This is a genomic window from Octadecabacter sp. R77987 (assembly GCF_042466115.1).
Lineage (GTDB): Bacteria > Pseudomonadota > Alphaproteobacteria > Rhodobacterales > Rhodobacteraceae > SW4.
The window spans coordinates 2,619,815-2,639,688 of record NZ_JAXHBQ010000001.1 but is presented as its reverse complement, the minus strand read 5'-3'; the positions used below and the strand labels follow the sequence as shown (position 1 = coordinate 2,639,688).

Here is a 19,874-nt window from a genome sequence, read left to right as displayed (position 1 = left end):
TTTATCGCAGGTTGGGTGGACGGACCGGCTCTGCGCCCGTCTTTTGAAAAACGCAGGACCGATACACTTCAAGCGGGTCACGCCCCGACAGAAAATCGCTGCTTAGCCCGATCTCGACGTCGGTGCTTGGCCCTGAGTTGGAGTTTACGCCAACCGTCACCCGCCCTGTAGGCCCCTGCGCCGCGCGGGCCTGTTCGTCGCAGATTTCCGCCGCCCGCTGTGGGTCCATCGGCGGTTGCGGGCCACAGGCGGCAAGGAGAGCAATCGGCAGGATGAGGGCAATCCGCATCAGAATGTCCGCTCTTTCGGGGCGATCTTTTTCTGGCTGATCCCGCCCTGCTTTTCTGTGGTCAGTGGTTTGGTGATGACGGGGCGATGCGTCAGCTTGACCTTGGCACCGTCGATACGGCTGATCGTGTGGACGCGCCATTTTTCGTCGTCGCGGGTCGGGTAATCCTCGTGGGCGTGGGCACCGCGGCTTTCCTTGCGCGCCTCGGCGCCGACGATTGTCGCCAGCGCGTTGGGCATCAGGTTTGTCAGCTCCAGAGTTTCCATCAGATCCGAGTTCCAGACCAGCGAACGGTCAGTAACCTTGATATCATTCATCTTGCCGGCGATTGCGGTCATTTCCTTGACGCCTGCCTTCAGGGTCTTGTCAGTGCGGAACACGGCCGCATCGGCCTGCATCGCCTTTTGCATTTCAAGGCGCAGATCGGCGGTTGGCGTGCTGCCGTCCGCATGGCGCAGCCCGTCAAACCGGTCAAATGCCGCGTCAACGCTGGCCTTGTTCAGGGTCGGGTTGGGCGCATCGGCGTCCACGACAGAACCGGCACGGATCGCCGCCGCACGGCCAAACACCACCAGATCAATCAGCGAGTTCGAACCAAGACGGTTCGCACCGTGCACCGATGCACAACCCGCCTCGCCCACGGCCATCAAACCGGGGACAACGGCGTTGGGGTCTTTGGCGGTCGGGTTCAGCACCTCACCGTGATAATTCGTCGGGATACCGCCCATGTTGTAGTGCACCGTGGGCAGCACGGGGATCGGTTCCTTGGTCACGTCAACGCCCGCGAAAATCTTGGCGCTTTCGGAAATGCCGGGCAAACGCAGGTTCAGCGCTTCGGGTGGCAGGTGGTTGAGGTTGAGGTGAATATGATCCCCTTCGGCCCCAACACCGCGCCCTTCGCGGATTTCCATGGTCATGCAGCGCGACACGTAATCGCGCGGGGCAAGGTCTTTGTAGTTCGGGGCATAGCGCTCCATGAACCGCTCGCCCTCGGAATTGGTCAGATAACCGCCCTCGCCGCGCGCACCTTCGGTGATCAGGCAGCCCGCGCCGTAAATGCCGGTGGGGTGGAACTGCACGAACTCCATATCCTGAAGCGGCAGACCTGCGCGCGCGACCATCCCGCCACCATCACCGGTGCAGGTATGGGCCGATGTGGCACTGAAATAGGCGCGGCCATAACCACCCGTGGCTAGCACGACCATCTTTGCGTTAAAGACGTGCATCGTGCCGTCGTCCAGCTTCCAGCAGACGACACCCTGACACTGACCATCGTCGGACATGATCAGATCAATGGCGAAGTATTCGATGAAAAACTCGGCCTGCTGTTTCAGCGACTGGCCATAAAGCGTGTGCAAAATAGCGTGGCCTGTGCGGTCGGCGGCGGCACAGGTGCGCTGCACGGCAGGGCCTTCGCCAAATTCGGTGGTGTGGCCACCAAAAGGGCGCTGGTAAATCTTGCCCTCTTCGGTGCGCGAAAACGGCACGCCGTAGTGTTCCAGCTCGTAAACCGCCTTTGGGGCTTCGCGGGCAAGGTATTCCATCGCATCCGTATCACCCAGCCAGTCCGAGCCTTTGACGGTGTCATACATGTGCCACTGCCAGTGATCGGGGCCCATGTTGGACAGCGAGGCAGCGATGCCACCCTGCGCAGCAACGGTATGCGAACGGGTCGGGAAAACCTTGGTCACGCAGGCGGTGCGCAACCCCTGTTCGGCCATGCCAAGGGTCGCGCGCAGACCGGCACCACCAGCCCCGACAACCACAACGTCATATTCATGGGTCTCGTATTCGTATTCAGCCATTTTCAAACGCTCCGGCGGATTAAAGTGCGATGCGCACGATGGCGAAAATACCAACGGCGGCAGCAGTGTAGGACAGGCAGATCATCGCGATGATCAGGGCCTTGCGGGCGAACCCGTGCACGTAGTCCTCGATCAGGGTCTGCACCCCGCCGCGGAAATGCAGGAAGCCGACCAGCAAAGTCAGGATGGCGACAATGGCCGGGAACGGGCGCTGGTAATAGGCGATGACGTCGGCATAGGGCGCGCCAAGGATATAACCAAAGGTGAAGACAAACAGCGGGATCAACCCGATCAGCGCCACAGATGTCACCATCATGTGCCAGTGGTGTTCGGTGCCGGTTTTCGCGGACCCAAGGCCGGTGGCGCGTTTGCGATCAGTCAGAAATCTCATGGCAGCCCCCTACAACACGACAACGGTGAAAACGGTCAACAGGACCGACACGATAATGATGATCTGGCCCAGCAATTCGGCCTTTTCGATTTCAAGCATCCGGCCACTGTCCCAGATCAGGTGCCGGATACCGGCCAGAGTGTGATACCAGATCGCAAAGACCGACCCGAGCATGACAAGATCACCGAACCAGCTTGTGATCACGGCATTGGCACGGTTGAACGCGGCCTCGCCCGTGGCGGCGGCGATGAACCACCAGACCACCAGCAGCGCGCCGACGATCAGCGCGTTCCCTGTGATCCGCGTCAGGATCGAGGTCATCGACGTCAGTTGCGGGCGGTAGATCGTCAGGTGCGGTGAAAGCGGGCGATTGCCACGGTTCACATCGGCCATGTCAGGCTCCTTCTTTGCGGGCCCCGATCAAAGCGGGGCATTGCTTGGGCCTGTTGTGGCAAAGTTTTTCGCAAGAGTCACGGTGGGCCGGACACACTATATGCGGAAATTTGACGCGGTTATGCAGAAAAGTGTGGCTTGTGATCACACAATTGTTTTCCGTGATCACAAATCCGGCGCACGGACCGGGCGTAGCCAAGGGGCCGGTGGACCAAACAGGTCCACAGAAGGATTCTTGCGATAGATCAGGTGAAATCGCCCTATTTGGACCCATAAGCGCTGACGTCAGACACACAAAGACGACAGCCGCGCCCCGCCAAGTGTCGCAAGATGCGTCATGCCGCTTGCCGGTCTTCAGGTATCAAGAAACTCACCGCGGCGGCGGACAATGCGACCATTCCCGCGGCGATCCCAAGCATCAAGGGCAGCCCCCCGGCTTGATAGCTCAAGCCCGACGCGAGCGTTCCGATCAAGCGCCCAGTCGCGTTGGCCATGTAATAGAACCCAACGTCCATGGTGACGCGCTCCGCCTTGGTGAAGGACAGGATCAGAAAGGAATGGAGCGAGGAATTCACCGCAAACAAAGCCCCGAACACCAACAGGCCCGCGACGACGCTGAACGTCAGCCAGCCCTGCGGACCATTGGCAACCAAAGCCGCCACGGCCAGAACCGCCGGCACCACCGCAAGCGCGAGTGCCCAACCGCGTGCCGCCATAATCAATTCAGAGGTGGGGCGCGATTTGGCGTGCAGGATACGTGGGGCGTTGGCCTGCACCAATCCGTAAAGAATGACCCACACCGCCATGAATGTCCCGATCAGAAAGAACGCCGTGCGATTGCCTGCGGTCGTGCCGTCCGACAAGACTGCGTAGAAATAGATCGGAATACCGACCACGAACCAGACATCGCGTGCCCCGAACAGAACGACCCTTGCCGCGCTAAGCCAGTTGACGTTGGGCGATTTGGAAAAGACTTCGGAGAATTTTGCGTCTTTGCGGCCTTTGGGAAGACCCGCTGGCATGAACGCCAGCACGGCGATCAGGATCACCGCCAAAACGGCGGCCATTCCCAGCACCGCACCAACAAAGCCCACTGTTGCCAGTAGCGCGGCACCCAGCAGAAACCCCACGCCTTTGACCATGTTCTTGGATCCCGTCAGCAGGGCGACCCAGCGGAACAATCCCCCATCACCCGCTGGCGCCAGCAGTTTGACCGCCGATTTGGACGACATCTTGGCAAGGTCTTTGGCGACGCCGCTTGCCCCTTGCACCAACATCACAAACACCACCGACGCACCAACGGCCCACGCGGGGTTAAGCTGCGCCAAGGCGACCAGCGCCAGCACTTGCAACCCCAAGCCCGCATAAAGCGTCGATGTCAGCCCGAACCGCGCCGCGATCCAACCAGCGCACAGGTTCGTCACCACGCCTGCGATTTCGTAGAGCACAAACAGATAGGCCAGCTGCACGGGCGAAAAACCCAGCGTGTGAAAGTGCAACAGCACCAACATCCGTAGCGCCCCGTCCGTCAGCATGAACGCCCAATAGGCGGCTGTGACGGCGATGTAGGCCGACAGGCCCTCGGGGCGCGCCGTGGTCACAGGCTTTCCCCCACCATGAACGCCACATCCACCAGACGGTGCGCATAGCCCATTTCATTGTCATACCACGCGTAGATTTTGACCTGCGTGCCGTTGATCACCATGGTTGATAGCGCATCCACGATGCTTGAGCGTTCATCGTTGGTGTAATCCGTCGACACCAGCGGGCGTTCCTCATAGCCAAGAATGCCGTTCAATTCACCCTCGGACGCCGCTTTGAAGAAGGCATTCACCTCTTCCGCCGTCGTCGCGTGCTCAACCTCGAACACACAATCAGTCAGCGATGCATTCAGCAACGGCACTCGCACCGCATGGCCGTTCAAACGTCCTTTCAGTTCCGGGTAGATCAGCGTGATCGCCGTCGCACTGCCGGTCGTCGTCGGGATGAGGGAGTTGAGCGCCGAGCGCGCACGGCGCAAATCCTTGGCGGGGCGGTCAACGATGGTCTGCGTGTTCGTCACATCATGGATCGTGGTGATTGATCCATGTTTAACGCCCAGGTTTTCGTGGATCACCTTGACCACGGGGGCCAGACAGTTTGTCGTGCAACTGGCGGCGGTGACGATGTTATGGCGCGCCGGATCATAGATGTCGTGATTGACGCCAAAGACGATATTGGCCGCATCGCCGTCTTTTACCGGCACGGACACCACAACCTTTTTGACGCCCGCATCAAAATAGGGCGCAAGTTTTGCTTCGGACTTGAACACGCCCGTGCAGTCGATCACCACATCGACACCGTCCAACGGCAGGTCGGCAATGTCACGTGTCCCGATAAACGGCAGGCGGGTGCCATCAACGGTTACGCTGTCATCGTCATGGGCAAATTCGGCGCCCCAGCGACCGTGCACCGTATCAAACTCCAGCAGATGCGCGTGCATTTCGGGATCACCCACTGCGTCGTTGATCCACGCGATCTTTGCCCCGCGCGCCAAAAGGGGTTTCAGCGCAAGCTTACCAATCCGGCCAAGGCCGTTCAGGGCGTAGACGGTCATGAGGTTATCCTTTGTCTTTGATTTGGCCGATGTCATCCACGGCCTTTTGCAGGGAAATGCGATCAAGTGACGCAATCGGCAGGGCGGTAAACCCCGTCATGCGGTTGCGCAACGCGCCGTAAGTTTGACGGAACGCAAGGCTTTTTTCAGCATCCGTGCCCTGCACCTTGACCGGATCAGGCAGACCCCAGTGGGCGCTGATGGTCTGACCCTGCCACGCGGGGCATTCTTCGTTGGCGGCCTGATCACAAACGGTAAAGACAAAATCAAGGGGCGGCGCATCTTCGGTCTGAAACTCCCCGATGTTCTTGGCCCGCAATTCCGACACGTCATGGCCGTTATTCTTTAACACCTCGAGCGCGAAGGGGTTTAGCTCTGATTTCGGCTTGGTGCCTGCGGAATAGACATTGAACCGGTCCGGCGAAAGGTCGCGCAGAATGGCTTCGGCAAAGATTGAGCGGGCAGAATTGCCCGTGCAGATGAACAAGACATTGAATTTTTGATCCGTCATTTCAGAAATCCCGTGCGAGGCATGATTGGAGAAAGGAGAACAAATTTCGGGTCGCCCCCGACAACAGTCGTGAAGAAGGAACCCAATCGTCGCTTGCGTCGCCTTCATATCCACCGCGTAGCGCAGCGATGTGCCGACCCGTTCTTGGCTGATCAGACCCGCCTGCATCAGCGCGGACACATAGCTGGACAAAGTATTGGGCTTGAGGTCCAGCGCATTGGCGAGTTCCGTCGCAGGAACGCGGTCTGGGTAGCGCCGCATGAGAAGACGGAACACAGCGAGCCGTTGCGGATGGCCAAGCGTCGAAAGTCGGTCGGGAATCAGTTTATCCATACTTCATGAATAATTGAAATATAGATCGGCGCAAAGTGAAGGTTTTGTAAAAAATGTATCCGGCGCCTGCCTGGGCATAGCCCTGTAAAGTGCGGCAGAAAAGAGATCCTGCTTTTACTGGTCTGCGGCTATGCCCGCTGGTTTCCGGTCTGCGGCATCACACGAAAAAGCTAGCTTCTCTGGTTGTTGGCATCCAGCCACCTGACTATCTCTTTTTTGAGGCGCGCCTGAAAACTCGGCAGGTTGTCGAGGATCAAAAATGTGCTTTCCGAGATCAAAAACGCTTGGGCCACGCGCCGTTTTCGTTGTGACCCAAACAGCAGCAATGCGGTTCGTGTCATCCATTTCCGCAATATAACTGTCCATAGCTTCCCCGCCCCGGAATGTAGTGCTTTCATGACGCTAAGATACTTTTTACGATTCAAGCAGTATCGCGGCAATCCGAGGGTTGCTCCCAAACGCGCCTCGATGTTTGGGCAGGCGTTTGGGATTTGGACCCGGGGCCGTTGATGCACGGACTACGGTCGACTGAAGCAACAGGTTTGTGCATCCAACACGACCGCGTGTTCCTATTCCCGACAGACCACCCCAGCCAAGACCTTTGCGAAAGGTGATCTTCAGTCGCAACCTGACCTTCTGGAGCTTCTTGAAATTCGGGGTTTGTCTGTCATGTTTTCACCTGATCGCCACATTTACAGGTGATTTTTGTTGATCCCCAACTCTGGCCAGCAATTTGGGGTCTAGAAGTGGCTAGCGCAATTGGAGCCTCACACAGGCGTGACGTTGCTATACTTCAAGGTAATCCACTACCTGATGCTACCGTCATTGGGTGCATTGAAACCAATGACGGGTTTGTCCCGCATGCCCGCCAATGATCCAGACCGCTCCGACTGGCCGGTCTGGATCGCTATTGCATGCCGCGGGAACCTGTGACCGCTTGATCACAGCCCGCCGGCGAATGTCTTAGCGCTGGAGTGGCAGGCCATCTTTGTCACCAAGCGAGCCGATGATCAGGCGCACGAAGTCGATGATCGTCCAGATGCCCAGACCGCCAAGGGTCAGCAGCATCAGGATGCCGGTGCCGACCTTGCCAAGGTAAAAGCGATGGATACCAAAACCGCCCAGAAAGAAGCACAGCAGCACGGCCGGCACGAATTTCTTGTCACTTACGGCACCCAGTGGTGCGCCATTTTCATTCATCGTCATTGGGGTGTTCCCTCTTTCACTGTCATTGTTGTTGTTTTTTTAGAGCCTGATCGGGCGTCCCTGCCCGTCACGCCATTTTTCGATGATCAAGTAATAAAAAATGATAACCGAATGCAGCGCATCCACCAGCAAGACCAGCACGGCCATGCCATCGTTGCCCTGTGTGAAAAGCCAGATAGCCAGCACAAAAAGCGCAAGGTCGGCGATGCCGTGCAGATAATCCTCGAGGTAGAAATGGTGGATGCCCATCACCCCGAAAATGCCACAAAGCGTGACAGCAACACCGTAAGACTTTGGTGATTTTTCGGTGTTGTCGGTCATGCTTTACCTGTTCGTGGTTGCGTGAAGCTATCTAGAGTCAACCGCCGCCCAGCGTCAATCTGACGCTGGGCAAACTGGCCCGTGCGCCAAAAGTGATGCAGAAAATCAACGCCTAAGTTGGCATTAACGCCCAATAATCCAGATCAAGCAGCACATCGGGGTGGTATTTCCCATCCTCGCCCCGCAACACGCCCGCCGCACCCTTTGTCGCCACCAGACGCAGGCGGATCGCACCAACACCGGGGGCATCCGTTTCCGCGTGATCCAGCACCTCGCTCCAGGCCCGCAGGGTATCGCCTGCGAAACAGGGGTTCGCATGGGCGCCGCCGTTCAGCCCGACAATCATCTGTGCATTCGCCAGCCCGTTGAATGACAACGCGCGCGCCAGCGACATCACATGCCCGCCATAGATCAACCGCTTGCCGTCCGCCCGGTTGGTCGCGTCGAAATGCACCTTGGCGGTGTTTTGCCACAGGCGGGTGGCCAGCATATGTTCGGCTTCTTCAATGGTCACGCCATCCACGTGGTCGATCACCTCGCCCACCTGATAATCGCCCCAGCGATGCGGCTCGCCTGCCAGCGCGAAATCATAACCCCTGAAATCAAGGCCCTGCGGGATCACCAAAGTCGCAGGGTCCACCACCGGTGCAAGGGCCGGCACGACTGTTTCGGGCGCGGGCGCATCCAGATCACCTTTGCGCACCATCACCCAGCGCACATAGTCCATGACCAGTTCATCACGTTGGTTCAGCCCGCGCGTGCGCACCCAGACAACCCCGGTCTTGCCGTTGGAGTTCTGTTTGACTCCAATCACTTGCGATTCAGATCGCAGCGTATCGCCGGGCCAGACGGGCCGATGCCAGCGCCCGTCGCCGTAACCCAGATTGGCGACCGCATTCAGCGACACATCCGGCACGGTTTTCCCGAAAATCACATGAAATGCTGCCAGATCGTCCAGCGGGCTGGCTGGCAATCCGCAACTTTGGGCAAACTGATCGGACGAACAAACCGCATGGCGCGCCGGATAAAGCGCGTGATAAAGCGCGCGCTCACCCGCCCCCACCGTGCGCGGCACCGCATGGGTGATCACATCGCCAACGGCGTAATCCTCGAAGAAACGGCCCGCATTCGTCTTGGTCATTGCTGGCCCAGCTTCATGTCGGGGGAATAGGGCGTGTCCACGTCTTTCACCACGGCCTGCCCGCAGCGCAATACGCCGTTGGCCTGATCGAATGTGTATTGCGGATCGCCATAAAGCACCCAGCCTTTGGACAGGGCATCAGATACCTTGTGGCAGAACGCCGATGTGTCGTCTTCGGTCAGAAAGCGGTAGATTTGCATGGGTTATCCAAACGGGTTGTAGCCAAGCCAGATGTGGATGGCCGACACGATTGCGAATACGACAAGGGTCGCCACCACGGCAATCACCTCGGATTTGACGGGCGGGGCGTGATAGGCGCCGCGCGGCCCTTGAGCACGATTGATCACGATCATTTCCACAACGGCCCAGATGGCCAAACCACCAAACAGCACAAAGGACGGCGCATCGCCGTTCACCAGCAGATGCGCGCCCGACCAGACGATCACCGCCGTCAACTGCGGGTGGCGGATCGCGCGGGTGATACGTGTGCCTTTGCCAGAGGCTGCAAACAGATAAAACGCCAGCAACATCAACAAGTTGTTGATACCCGTCATCGCGGGCGAGCGACCCCAGTAAAAGGTTTCAACATCCCATCCGCGATAACCGATCACCATCAGAACGATACTTGCGACCAGCGCCAGCGCAATCGGCCCCTTGGCCTTGTCGCCCATTGCAGCGCGCCGCTCTGGCGCGATCCGCTTGAACAGGTGAACGCCCGACCACAGTGCCAGTCCCAAAATCAGCCAAATCATGATGCACCCATTTCCGTGATTGCCTTTGCTTTGGCCAAGGTCGCGCGGGCGGTGACGATATGCAAGTTCTCGACGATCTTGCCATCCACAACGGCAACGCCCTGCCCTTCGGCCTCGGCCGCATCAAACGCGGCGATCTGGCGGTTGGCCAGATCAATCTCGGCCTCGGTCGGGGCGAAGGCGGCGTTGGCGATGGCCAGTTGCGCTGGGTGGATCAGCGTCTTGCCGTCAAAGCCCATGTCGCGGCCCTGCTCGCATTCGGCGCGCAATCCCGCGTCATCCTTGAAGGCATTGTAAACACCGTCCAGCGCCACAACGCCGTGCGCACGCGCCGCCAACAGGCACATCTGCAACGACATCAGCAGCGGTTCGCGGTTGGCAACCGAGCGCGTGTTCAAATCCTTGGCCAAATCGTTGGTGCCCAGCACAAACCCCTGCACGCGGGTGTGCGCGGCGATTGCGGCGGCGTTCAGAATGCCCAAGGGGCTTTCCATCATCGCCCAGATCGGCAGGTCCAACAACGCAGCAAGGGCTTTGATGTCATCCGGCCCGTCCACCTTGGGCAGCAGCACCGCATCGCAATCCATCTGCGCCACGGCAGCGGCATCATCCTTGCCCCACGGCGTGTCCAGCGCGTTGATCCGCACGATCCGCATCCGGTTGCCATAGCCGCCCTTGGCCAGTTCCGCTGCCAGCGTGGCGCGGGCGTTTTCCTTTTCGTCAACGGCCACTGCATCCTCGAGGTCGAACAGGATCACATCGGTCGCCAACCCGCGCGCCTTGTCCAGGGCACGTTCCTTTGAACCGGGAATATAAAGGGCGGACCGTGTGGGGCGTTGGGTCATCGAATCTTCCTCGCAACAATGTTGCGCGGAACAGGCCAGAAATTCGCAGATCATTCAACCGAGAAAATGCCGCAACGCAGCGCAACACCCATCGTTAAGGGTTGTTAACCATATTTAAGGAAACAGGCGGCAGGGTTGTGGCAAGACGATGAAACGCACCGAAAGGCACTGCCATGACACGCACTTTTCTGAAAATGACGCTGGGCGTAACAACACTGGCCTTCATGGCGACGCAAGCCGTCGCGCAATCGGGCAACTGCGCACCCCATGATGTTGTCGTGCAGCGCCTTGCCGAAGGGTATGGCGAAAGCCGCCAGTCCATCGGTGTCGGCGCCAACAATACAGTGGTCGAGGTGTTTGCCTCGCTTGATACGGGCAGTTGGACGATCACCGTCACGGCGGCTGGCGGGTTGACCTGCATGGTCGCGTCAGGACAGGCGTTTCAGGTGATGGCCGAAGGGTTGCCCAACACGGACGCGCCTGCCTAGGCCAATGCGCCATCCCAGATCAGCTTGATCGACACACCCAAAAGCGCCCAGGTCACAAACCCGAAAAACACCCTGTCCGGCAACAGGCGCGTCAGCCGGTAGCCGATGTAAACACCCACAACTGCTGGGATCAAAAGCATCCCCGCCACGCGCAGGTTTTGCGGATCAAACTGGCCCAGATAATAGTAGGGCACGATCTTTGATACGTTCATCATCGCGAACGCCATGGTCGTCGTGCCCGCAAAGGCCATCTTTGTCAGCTTCATCGGCATCAGCCAGATCTGCCAGGGGGGCGCGCCGGCGTGGCTCACGAAACTGGTGAACCCTGCAATGGTTGTCCAGAACACGCCCCGCCCCCATGTGGCAGGGCGCGGGGCAACGGCGCCGGTCGGGCGCAACAACAGGTTCACGGCAAATGTCGCGCCGATCACCCCGATCAGCACCCGCACCAGATTTTCCGAAACCACCGTCGCGGTCGCCCAGCCAATCGCGCCGCCAATCAGCATCCCCACCGCCGTGATCTTGAGCAGGTCGCGGCGAAACTCGTGACGGTAGGCCAGAACACCAAAAATATCCGAAAAGAGATAGACAGGCAGCAGCAGGCCCGCTGCCGTCACGGGCGAAATTGCCAGCGACAGAACAGGCACCGACAGCATTGACATCGCCGGCAATCCGCCCTTGGACAGACCGGTGCAGACCGCAGCAATCACCGCCAATGTCCAGAAATAGGTTCCGTCCACGTTGTGGCCTTTCGCATGGGAATCATTGGTGCCACAGCTGCGCCACGCCCAATCCAACCCCGATTTGCGCAAAGACTTACGCAAACATTCCCCTGCAAACAATGGCCTGCGCTATGCCGCAGCGCAGCGACCTTGCGCGATGTCTTGGAAAGGATTAGCAATCGGCGACCAAATCTCGAACGGACAAAGGACCTTTCAAAATGGCCAGAGCAAAGATCGCGCTTATCGGCGCAGGGAATATCGGGGGCACGCTTGCCCACCTCGCAGCTGTCAAGGAACTGGGTGATGTTGTCATGTTCGACATCGCTGATGGCCTGCCACAGGGCAAGGCATTGGATATCGCCGAATCCGGCCCCGCCGAAGGGTTTGATGCCGCGATGTCGGGCACATCCGATTACGCCGACATTGCAGGTGCCGACGTCTGCATCGTCACCGCGGGTGTGGCGCGCAAGCCGGGCATGTCGCGCGACGACCTGCTGGGCATCAACCTCAAGGTCATGAAATCCGTGGGCGAAGGCATTGCCAAACACGCGCCCAATGCATTCGTGATCTGCATCACCAACCCGCTTGATGCGATGGTCTGGGCGCTGCGAGAATTTTCCGGCCTGCCCCACAACATGGTTTGCGGCATGGCGGGCGTGCTGGATAGCGCGCGCTTCCGTCACTTCCTCGCCGAAGAATTCGACGTGTCGATGCGCGATGTCACAGCCTTTGTGCTGGGTGGCCACGGCGACACGATGGTCCCGCTGACCCGTTATTCCACGGTTGCCGGTATCCCCCTGCCCGATCTGGTCGATATGGGCTGGACCACGCAGGAAAAACTGGACGCCATCGTGCAACGCACCCGTGATGGTGGCGCCGAAATCGTTGGCCTGCTGAAAACCGGTTCCGCCTTCTATGCGCCTGCCACATCCGCCATCGAAATGGCCGAAGCCTATCTGAAAGACCAAAAACGCCTGCTGCCTTGTGCGGCCCACGTTGACGGTGCTTATGGCTTGAACGGCTTCTACGTCGGCGTGCCAACTGTGATTGGTGCCGGCGGCATCGAGCGCGTCGTCGAGATCAAGATGAACAAAGACGAACAGGCGATGTTCGACAAATCTGTCGACGCCGTGAAAGGCCTTGTCGAAGCCTGCGTTGGTATCGACAGTTCGCTTGCGTAATACGATCCAACCCATCTGAAATCGGGGCGCCCCATCCGGGCGCCCTTTTTTGTGCGCCACCCCTACGACCGAATCATCACAGTTCGCGACATTTCCAATTTTGTGATCACACGTTTTGCGAGTGTGATCACAAATGTCGGGTTTTTGCCCCTGTTGTCAAAATAGTCATGTTTTAGGCCCCCATAGTGTGTTTGAAAGAGCCAAAGCCACTGGCAAACGAGGGACGAACATGAATATCCACGAATATCAGGCCAAGGCGCTGCTGCGCTCTTATGGCGCTCCGGTCAGCGATGGACGCGCCGTTTTGCGCGCCGAACAGGCGAAAACCGCCGCTGGCGAAATGGACGGACCCCTTTGGGTGGTCAAGGCGCAGATCCACGCAGGTGGCCGCGGCAAGGGCAAGTTCAAAGAGGCCGACGCCGGTGAAGCGGGCGGCGTGCGCCTGACCAAATCCGTGGAAGAAGCCGCACAGGAAGCCAAGAAAATGCTGGGCCGCACCCTGGTCACGCACCAGACCGGCCCCGCGGGCAAGGTCGTCAACCGCATCTATATCGAGGATGGATCGGGCATTGAAACCGAACTTTACCTCGCCCTGCTGGTGGATCGCGCAACCAGCCGCATCGGTTTTGTCTGCTCGACCGAGGGCGGGATGGACATCGAAGAAGTCGCCGCCAAGACGCCTGAAAAAATCCTGAATTTCACCGTTGATCCCGCGACAGGCTACCAGCCGTTCCATGGTCGCCGTGTTGCATTTGCCCTCGGCCTCACCGGTCAACAGGTGAAACAATGCGTCAACCTGATGGGCCTGCTTTACAAGGCATTCACCGAAAAAGACATGGAGATGCTGGAAATCAACCCGCTGATCGTCACCGACAAGGGTGACCTCAAGGTGCTGGATGCCAAGGTATCGTTCGACGGCAACGCCGTTTACCGCCACGCCGATGTGGCCGCCCTGCGCGACGAGACCGAGGAAGATCCCAAGGAACTCGCCGCGTCGAAATTCGATCTGAACTACATCGCATTGGATGGTGAAATTGGCTGCATGGTCAACGGCGCGGGTCTGGCGATGGCGACGATGGACATCATCAAACTTTATGGCGCAGAACCTGCCAACTTCCTCGATGTAGGCGGCGGCGCGACCAAGGAAAAGGTGACCGAAGCCTTCAAGATCATCACATCCGACCCCAACGTCAAAGGCATCCTTGTGAACATCTTTGGCGGCATCATGCGCTGCGACGTCATCGCCGAGGGCGTGATCGCCGCGGTGAAAGAAGTCGGCCTGAAAGTGCCGCTGGTCGTGCGCCTTGAAGGCACGAAAGTGGAAGAGGGCAAAGCCATCATCAACAATTCCGACGTGGACGTGATCGCCGCTGACGACCTGAAAGACGGTGCTCAGAAAATCGTCAAAGCGGTGAAAGGATAACACCATGGCCATTCTCATCGACGAAAACACCAAAGTCATCTGTCAGGGTCTTACCGGCTCGCAGGGGACGTTTCACACCGAACAAGCGATTGCCTATGGCACGCAGATGGTCGGTGGCGTGACACCGGGCAAGGGCGGGATGACCCACCTTGACCTGCCGGTGTTCAACTCCTGCCACGAGGCCGTGGAAAAAACCGGCGCGGATGCGACCGTGATCTATGTGCCGCCACCCTTTGCCGCGGATTCAATCCTTGAAGCGGTCGATGCGGAAATTCCGTTCATCTGCTGCATCACCGAAGGTATTCCGGTTCTGGACATGATGCGCGTCAAGCGCGCGCTGGAAGGGTCGAAATCCCGCCTGATCGGGCCAAACTGCCCCGGCGTGATCACGCCTGACGCCTGCAAGATCGGCATCATGCCCGGCGCGATCCACAAGCGCGGGTCAGTCGGGGTTGTGTCCCGTTCCGGCACGCTGACCTATGAAGCCGTGAAGCAGACAACCGACATTGGCCTTGGCCAGTCCACGGCTGTGGGCATCGGCGGCGACCCGATCAAGGGGACAGAACACATCGACGTGCTGGAAATGTTCCTTGCTGACCCCGAAACCACCTCGATCATCATGATCGGCGAGATTGGCGGGAGCGCCGAAGAAGAAGCCGCGCAGTTCCTTGCGGATGAACGCAAAGCGGGCCGCTGGAAGCCAACAGCCGGCTTTATTGCAGGCCGCACCGCCCCTCCCGGACGCCGCATGGGCCATGCAGGCGCAATCGTTGCGGGCGGCAAAGGCGACGCGGAATCCAAGATCGAAGCGATGAAAGCCGCAGGGATCGTCGTGGCCGACAGCCCCGCGACACTTGGCGAAGCAGTGCTGAAAGCAATCGGGTAAAATGTAGGGCGGGACTTGTCCCGCCTTCCACCATTGGTGGGACAAGTCCCACCCTACATCAGGTGACTTCATGACTGACCAATCCCCCAACGACGCATTCCACGCCTCCTCGTTCATGCAGGGGCATAACGCTGAATACATCGAGCAGCTTTACGCCCGTTATGCGAGCGACCCCAGTGCCGTGGACGAAAGCTGGCGGGACTTCTTCAAGTCCTTGGGCGATGCCCCTGCGGATGCCAAGGCCGAGGCCGCAGGCCCGTCTTGGGGCCGCACTGATTGGCCGCCCGTTCCCAATGACGATCTGACCGCCGCATTGGATGGCCAGTGGCCCGCCGAACCCAAAGCGGCCGCCGACAAGATCAAGGCCAAGGCGCAGGAAAAGGGTGTCGAGGTCAGCGAAGCGCAGGTGCGCAACGCGGTGCTGGACAGCATCCGTGCGCTGATGATCATCCGCGCCTATCGTATCCGTGGGCACTTGGTTGCCGATCTTGACCCGCTGGGGATGCGCGACCAGACCCCGCACCCCGAACTGGACCCTGCATCTTACGGGTTCGAGGCCGCCGACATGGATCGCCCGATCTTTATCGACAATGTGCTGGGCCTTGAGATTGCCAGCATGAACCAGATCCTTGCCATTGTGCGCCGCACCTATTGCGGCACCTTCGCGCTGCAATACATGCATATCTCCAACCCCGAAGAAGCGGGCTGGCTGAAAGAACGCATCGAAGGCTACGGCAAGGAAATCGCGTTCACCAAGGAAGGCCGCAAGGCGATCCTGAGCAAGCTGGTCGAGGCCGAAGGTTTCGAGAAATTCCTGCACGTCAAATACATGGGCACGAAACGGTTCGGCCTTGATGGCGGCGAAAGCCTTGTGCCCGCGATGGAGCAGATCATCAAACGCGGTGGCGCGTTGGGCCTGCGTGACATCGTCATCGGCATGCCCCACCGTGGCCGCCTTTCGGTGCTGGCCAACGTCATGTCCAAGCCCTACCGCGCGATTTTCAACGAATTTCAGGGCGGGTCGTTCAAACCCGAAGACGTGGACGGTTCGGGCGATGTGAAATACCACCTTGGCGCGTCGTCTGATCGTGAATTTGACGGCAATTCCGTGCACCTGTCGCTGACGGCGAACCCCAGCCACCTTGAGGCCGTGAACCCCGTGGTTCTGGGCAAGGTGCGCGCCAAGCAGGACCAGCTCAACGATACCGACCGCACGGCTGTCATGCCAATCCTGCTGCACGGCGATGCGGCCTTTGCGGGCCAGGGTGTCGTGGCCGAATGTTTCGCACTGTCGGGTCTGCGCGGGCACCGCTGTGGCGGGACGATGCATATCGTCGTGAACAACCAGATCGGCTTTACCACGGCCCCGCACTTTAGCCGTTCCAGCCCCTATCCGACCGACAACGCGCTGGTGGTGGAAGCGCCGATTTTCCACGTCAACGGCGACGATCCCGAAGCCGTGGTCCACGCCGCCAAGGTCGCCACGGAATTCCGCCAGAAGTTCAACAAGGATGTGGTGCTGGATATCTTCTGCTACCGCCGGTTCGGCCATAACGAAGGCGACGAACCGATGTTCACCAATCCGGTGATGTATAAGAAGATCAAGGGCCACAAGACCACGCTGACGCTTTATACCGAACGCCTTGTGCGCGACGGCCTGATCCCCGAGGGCGAGATCGAGGATATGAAGGCCAGCTTCCAGTCCCACCTGAATGACGAATTCGAGGCGGGCAAGGACTACAAACCCAACAAGGCCGATTGGCTTGACGGGAAATGGTCACATCTGGATCGTGACGCCGAAGACAATTACCAACGTGGCGAAACCGCGATCAAACCGGCCACCATGGCCGATATCGGGCGCGCGATCACGACCGCACCTGATAGTTTCCCGATCCACAAGACCGTTGGTCGTCTGCTTGAAGCCAAGCAAGCCATGTTCGAAAACGGCGAAGGCTTTGATTGGGCCACGGCCGAAGCGCTCGCCTTTGGCAGCCTCATGACCGAAGGGTTCCCCGTGCGCCTGTCCGGTCAGGATTCTGCGCGCGGCACGTTCAGCCAGCGCCACTCGGCCCTGATCAATCAGGAAAACGAAGACCGCTATTATCCGCTCAACCATGTCCGCGAAGGGCAGGCCCGCTACGAGGTCATCGATTCCATGCTGTCGGAATATGCGGTGCTGGGGTTTGAATATGGCTACAGCCTTGCCGAACCCAATGCGCTGACCCTCTGGGAGGCGCAGTTCGGCGATTTTGCCAACGGCGCGCAGATCATGTTCGACCAGTTCATCAGTTCCGGCGAAAGCAAATGGCTGCGCATGTCCGGCCTCGTCTGCCTTTTGCCCCACGGCTATGAAGGGCAAGGGCCGGAACACTCAAGCGCGCGACTGGAACGGTTCCTGACAATGTGCGGCGGGGATAACTGGATCGTCGCCAACTGCACGACGCCCGCCAACTATTTCCACATCCTGCGCCGCCAGTTGCATCGCAGCTATCGCAAACCGCTGATCCTGATGACGCCGAAATCGCTGTTGCGCCACAAGATGGCCGTCTCCAAGGCCGAAGAATTCCAGACCGGCAGTTCCTTCCACCGCGTCCTTTGGGACGATGCGCAGCACGGGCTGTCGGACACGAAACTGGTGGCGGACAACAAGATCAAGCGCGTGGTCATGTGTTCGGGCAAGGTCTATTTCGACCTGCTTGAAGAACGCGATGCCCGCGGGATCGACGATGTTTACCTCATGCGGTTCGAACAGTTCTATCCCTTCCCCGCGCAATCCGCGCTCAAGGAACTCAGTCGTTTCAAGAATGCCGAAATGGTCTGGTGTCAGGAAGAACCGAAAAATCAAGGTGCGTGGTCGTTCATGGAACCCAATATCGAATGGGTGCTGACCCGCGCCAAATCCAAACATACGCGGCCTGGCTATGTCGGCCGCGCCGCTGCTGCATCGCCTGCCACGGGCCTTGCCAGCCAACACAAAGCCCAACAAGCCGCGCTCGTGAATGACGCGCTCACCATCGAAGGATCGAAATAATGACCGAAGTTCGTGTCCCCACCCTTGGCGAAAGCGTCACCGAGGCCACCGTTGCCACATGGTTCAAGAAACCCGGCGATGCCGTTGCGCAGGATGAAATGCTGTGCGAGCTGGAAACCGACAAGGTGACCGTCGAAGTGCCGTCCCCCGTGGCCGGCACCCTGTCCGAAATCGTCGCTGCCGAAGGGGAAACCGTGGGCGTCGATGCCCTGCTGGCCCAGATCAGCGAAGGCGGGCAAGCTGCCGCAAGCACCCCCGCCAAGGAAGCGCCCAAGGCCGAAGCCAAATCCGACGATGCCCCTGCCAAGGGCGGCGAAGCTGTCGATGTCATGGTCCCCACATTGGGCGAAAGCGTGAGCGAGGCGACCGTATCCACATGGTTCAAAAAGGCCGGTGACAGCGTCAAAGCCGACGAAATGCTGTGCGAGTTGGAAACCGACAAGGTCAGCGTCGAAGTGCCCGCCCCGGCCGATGGCGTTCTCACCGAAATCCTCGCCAAGGATGGCGACACCGTGCAGGCTGGCGGCAAGCTGGCCGTGATGTCGCGCGGCGGTGACGGCGCTGTGGCCCATGCTGTCGAAACCGGCGCGCCGGAAACCACCACCGCCGCAGCACCATCAGGCAAAGACACCGAAGACGCGCCCAGCGCCAAGAAGCTGATGGCTGAAAACAATCTGTCCGCTGATCAAGTCACCGGATCGGGCAAGGATGGCCGCATCATGAAGGAAGACGTCTTGAAAACGCTCGCAACACCTGCGCCCGCTGCTGTGTCGGCCCCGCGCGCCGCCACACCCGCCGCACAGGCCGACCGCGAAGAACGCGTCAAGATGACCCGCCTGCGCCAGACCATCGCGCGGCGCCTCAAGGAAAGCCAGAACACCGCTGCCATGCTCACCACCTATAACGAGGTCGACATGACCGAGGTGATGGCCCTGCGCAACGAATACAAAGACCTGTTCCTGAAGAAACATGGTGTCAAGCTTGGCTTCATGTCCTTCTTCACCAAGGCCTGCTGCCATGCCCTGAACGAAGTGCCCGAAGTGAACGCCGAAATCGACGGCACCGATGTTGTTTACAAAAACTACGTCAACATGGGCATCGCCGCGGGCACGCCCACCGGCCTTGTGGTGCCGGTGATCAATGACGCCGACGCGATGTCATTCGCCGACATCGAAAAGGCGATTGCCGAAAAGGGCGCCAAGGCGCGCGACGGCAAGTTGTCGATGGAAGAAATGCAAGGCGGCACCTTCACCATTTCCAACGGCGGCGTCTATGGCTCGCTCATGTCCTCGCCCATTTTGAACCCACCACAAAGTGGTATTTTGGGTATGCACAAAATTCAGGACCGTCCCATGGCGATCAACGGAGAAGTCGTGATCCGCCCGATGATGTATCTGGCGCTGTCCTATGACCACCGGATTGTGGATGGCAAAGGCGCCGTGACGTTCTTGGTGCGAGTGAAAGAAGCGCTGGAAGATCCACGTCGGTTGTTGATGGACCTCTGATCATGCACGCAACACAGGGCAGCGTTCGGACCTCGGGGTGGGTGCAAAGCGCCCT

Annotated in this window: 21 protein-coding genes; 6 read left to right on the top strand and 15 right to left on the bottom strand. The window is 59.2% G+C overall.

The genetic code is table 11. The features are described from left to right. Nucleotide 1: 1 nt before the first annotated feature. The 14 genes from SJY21_RS13435 to SJY21_RS13370 form a co-directional block, all read right to left on the bottom strand. The gene (locus SJY21_RS13435) at nucleotides 2-289 is read right to left on the bottom strand and encodes a hypothetical protein (protein ID WP_377511639.1); all 288 of its coding nucleotides are present in this window, start codon (nucleotides 287-289) and stop codon (nucleotides 2-4) included. Then, nucleotides 289-2,094 carry a succinate dehydrogenase flavoprotein subunit gene (gene sdhA / locus SJY21_RS13430; protein WP_377511636.1) on the bottom strand — a complete coding sequence of 602 codons (1,806 nt, stop codon included), beginning with the start codon at nucleotides 2,092-2,094 and terminating at the stop codon, nucleotides 289-291. Before sdhA ends, SJY21_RS13435 begins: the two co-directional genes overlap by 1 nt. Before the next feature lie 19 nt (nucleotides 2,095-2,113). Continuing rightward, entirely contained in the window at nucleotides 2,114-2,485 is a 372-nt protein-coding gene (sdhD, locus tag SJY21_RS13425; protein ID WP_377511633.1) for a succinate dehydrogenase, hydrophobic membrane anchor protein, read from the bottom strand. A gap of 9 nt (nucleotides 2,486-2,494) precedes the next feature. Beyond that, the gene (gene sdhC / locus SJY21_RS13420) at nucleotides 2,495-2,878 is read right to left on the bottom strand and encodes a succinate dehydrogenase, cytochrome b556 subunit (RefSeq protein WP_377511630.1); all 384 of its coding nucleotides are present in this window, start codon (nucleotides 2,876-2,878) and stop codon (nucleotides 2,495-2,497) included. 335 nt (nucleotides 2,879-3,213) lie between these two features. Continuing rightward, nucleotides 3,214-4,479, bottom strand: a complete 1,266-nt coding sequence (gene arsJ / locus SJY21_RS13415; protein WP_377511627.1) for an organoarsenical effux MFS transporter ArsJ — start codon at nucleotides 4,477-4,479, stop codon at nucleotides 3,214-3,216. Then, nucleotides 4,476-5,474 (bottom strand): ArsJ-associated glyceraldehyde-3-phosphate dehydrogenase, encoded by a 999-nt coding sequence (locus tag SJY21_RS13410; RefSeq protein ID WP_377511624.1) that lies wholly within the window; start codon nucleotides 5,472-5,474, stop codon nucleotides 4,476-4,478. Before SJY21_RS13410 ends, arsJ begins: the two co-directional genes overlap by 4 nt. A 4-nt stretch (nucleotides 5,475-5,478) precedes the next feature. Continuing rightward, on the bottom strand, nucleotides 5,479-6,318 hold the full coding sequence (locus SJY21_RS13405; RefSeq protein WP_377511621.1) for a helix-turn-helix domain-containing protein: 840 nt from the start codon (nucleotides 6,316-6,318) through the stop codon (nucleotides 5,479-5,481). A gap of 114 nt (nucleotides 6,319-6,432) precedes the next feature. Next, nucleotides 6,433-6,684: a hypothetical protein gene (locus SJY21_RS13400; RefSeq protein WP_377511618.1), complete on the bottom strand. Its 252-nt coding sequence runs from the start codon at nucleotides 6,682-6,684 to the stop codon at nucleotides 6,433-6,435. A gap of 597 nt (nucleotides 6,685-7,281) precedes the next feature. Further along, nucleotides 7,282-7,524: an NINE protein gene (locus SJY21_RS13395; RefSeq protein ID WP_377511615.1), complete on the bottom strand. Its 243-nt coding sequence runs from the start codon at nucleotides 7,522-7,524 to the stop codon at nucleotides 7,282-7,284. 39 nt (nucleotides 7,525-7,563) lie between these two features. Then, nucleotides 7,564-7,845: an NINE protein gene (locus SJY21_RS13390; RefSeq protein ID WP_377511612.1), complete on the bottom strand. Its 282-nt coding sequence runs from the start codon at nucleotides 7,843-7,845 to the stop codon at nucleotides 7,564-7,566. A gap of 112 nt (nucleotides 7,846-7,957) precedes the next feature. Continuing rightward, the gene (locus tag SJY21_RS13385) at nucleotides 7,958-8,986 is read right to left on the bottom strand and encodes a MaoC family dehydratase (protein ID WP_377511610.1); all 1,029 of its coding nucleotides are present in this window, start codon (nucleotides 8,984-8,986) and stop codon (nucleotides 7,958-7,960) included. Then, nucleotides 8,983-9,186, bottom strand: coding sequence for a DUF1737 domain-containing protein (locus SJY21_RS13380; protein WP_377511607.1), 204 nt, complete (start codon nucleotides 9,184-9,186; stop codon nucleotides 8,983-8,985). Before SJY21_RS13380 ends, SJY21_RS13385 begins: the two co-directional genes overlap by 4 nt. Before the next feature lie 3 nt (nucleotides 9,187-9,189). Continuing rightward, on the bottom strand, nucleotides 9,190-9,738 hold the full coding sequence (locus SJY21_RS13375) for an NnrU family protein (protein WP_377511604.1): 549 nt from the start codon (nucleotides 9,736-9,738) through the stop codon (nucleotides 9,190-9,192). Continuing rightward, on the bottom strand, nucleotides 9,735-10,583 hold the full coding sequence (locus tag SJY21_RS13370) for an HpcH/HpaI aldolase/citrate lyase family protein (RefSeq protein WP_377511601.1): 849 nt from the start codon (nucleotides 10,581-10,583) through the stop codon (nucleotides 9,735-9,737). Before SJY21_RS13370 ends, SJY21_RS13375 begins: the two co-directional genes overlap by 4 nt. A 173-nt stretch (nucleotides 10,584-10,756) precedes the next feature. Here SJY21_RS13370 and SJY21_RS13365 point away from each other — a divergent pair, with 173 nt between their 5' ends. Further along, nucleotides 10,757-11,071, top strand: a complete 315-nt coding sequence (locus SJY21_RS13365; RefSeq protein WP_377511598.1) for a hypothetical protein — start codon at nucleotides 10,757-10,759, stop codon at nucleotides 11,069-11,071. On the opposite strand, the gene SJY21_RS13360 is transcribed toward SJY21_RS13365, so the two are convergent. Further along, nucleotides 11,068-11,811: a sulfite exporter TauE/SafE family protein gene (locus SJY21_RS13360; protein ID WP_377513248.1), complete on the bottom strand. Its 744-nt coding sequence runs from the start codon at nucleotides 11,809-11,811 to the stop codon at nucleotides 11,068-11,070. The two genes, SJY21_RS13365 and SJY21_RS13360, sit on opposite strands and share 4 nt — an antisense overlap. Nucleotides 11,812-12,011: 200 nt before the next feature. On the opposite strand from SJY21_RS13360, the gene mdh reads away from it, so the two are divergent. The 5 genes from mdh (at nucleotide 12,012) to odhB (ending at nucleotide 19,819) form a co-directional block, all read left to right on the top strand. Then, nucleotides 12,012-12,974 (top strand): malate dehydrogenase, encoded by a 963-nt coding sequence (gene mdh, locus SJY21_RS13355; protein ID WP_377511595.1) that lies wholly within the window; start codon nucleotides 12,012-12,014, stop codon nucleotides 12,972-12,974. 229 nt (nucleotides 12,975-13,203) lie between these two features. Beyond that, nucleotides 13,204-14,397 (top strand): ADP-forming succinate--CoA ligase subunit beta, encoded by a 1,194-nt coding sequence (gene sucC, locus SJY21_RS13350; RefSeq protein ID WP_377511592.1) that lies wholly within the window; start codon nucleotides 13,204-13,206, stop codon nucleotides 14,395-14,397. A gap of 4 nt (nucleotides 14,398-14,401) precedes the next feature. Beyond that, nucleotides 14,402-15,283 carry a succinate--CoA ligase subunit alpha gene (gene sucD, locus SJY21_RS13345; protein ID WP_377511589.1) on the top strand — a complete coding sequence of 294 codons (882 nt, stop codon included), beginning with the start codon at nucleotides 14,402-14,404 and terminating at the stop codon, nucleotides 15,281-15,283. A 70-nt stretch (nucleotides 15,284-15,353) separates the two neighbouring features. Then, nucleotides 15,354-18,314, top strand: coding sequence for a 2-oxoglutarate dehydrogenase E1 component (locus tag SJY21_RS13340; protein WP_377511586.1), 2,961 nt, complete (start codon nucleotides 15,354-15,356; stop codon nucleotides 18,312-18,314). Further along, nucleotides 18,311-19,819: a 2-oxoglutarate dehydrogenase complex dihydrolipoyllysine-residue succinyltransferase gene (gene odhB, locus SJY21_RS13335; protein WP_377513246.1), complete on the top strand. Its 1,509-nt coding sequence runs from the start codon at nucleotides 18,311-18,313 to the stop codon at nucleotides 19,817-19,819. Before SJY21_RS13340 ends, odhB begins: the two co-directional genes overlap by 4 nt. The last annotated feature ends 55 nt before the right edge of the window (nucleotides 19,820-19,874 follow it).